The organism is Candidatus Nanopusillus massiliensis, from assembly GCF_920984865.1.
Map to the genome: position 1 here is coordinate 237,866 of NZ_OV100765.1, position 517 is coordinate 238,382.

1 protein-coding gene (only partly in view) is annotated in these 517 nt (G+C 17.3%); it reads right to left on the reverse strand.

Translation table 11 applies throughout. The annotated features are described in order from the left end of the window. Nucleotides 1–27, reverse strand: part of the annotated coding region (locus tag LUA84_RS01625) for an endonuclease dU (RefSeq protein ID WP_231434148.1) (this coding region is incomplete at its 3' end). Its footprint begins 496 nt before the window's first position; 27 of its 523 annotated nt are in view. Nucleotides 28–517: the final 490 nt, after the last annotated feature.

Here is a 517-nt window from a genome sequence, read left to right on the forward strand (position 1 = left end):
TATGCTTATTTCTCTTTTGATATCCATTTATTAAAATATTTTTCCCAATCTAATTTAAAAAATATTATNCTCACATAAAATAAATAATATTGAAGATATTATAGATAATTGTAATAAAGGTATTTTTGATATATAACTTATTTTATTTAAAATAAATATTTCAGCATATAATTCTAAAAAGGATTTTAATGTTTTTCCTAGAATTGCTATTAAATNNNATTTTAATATACTTATTTTTTCAATTCCAAATGATAAAAATAATAGANCATCTAATGGTAAAAATGGTAATATAACTAAAAAGAAAAAAATCATGTAGAAGTTTTTACTATTTGATATTATTTTTATGAATAGTAAATTTTTATTATTCTTTAGTGGTTTTGATAGAAAAATACCAATAATATACATTACAAATTTTCCAGTAGNNNNGCCTATACCTAAAATAATAGATACTAAAATTATATTATATATATTTATTCCAACAATTGATAATACTGGTATTGATAATAAAACAAAAAGG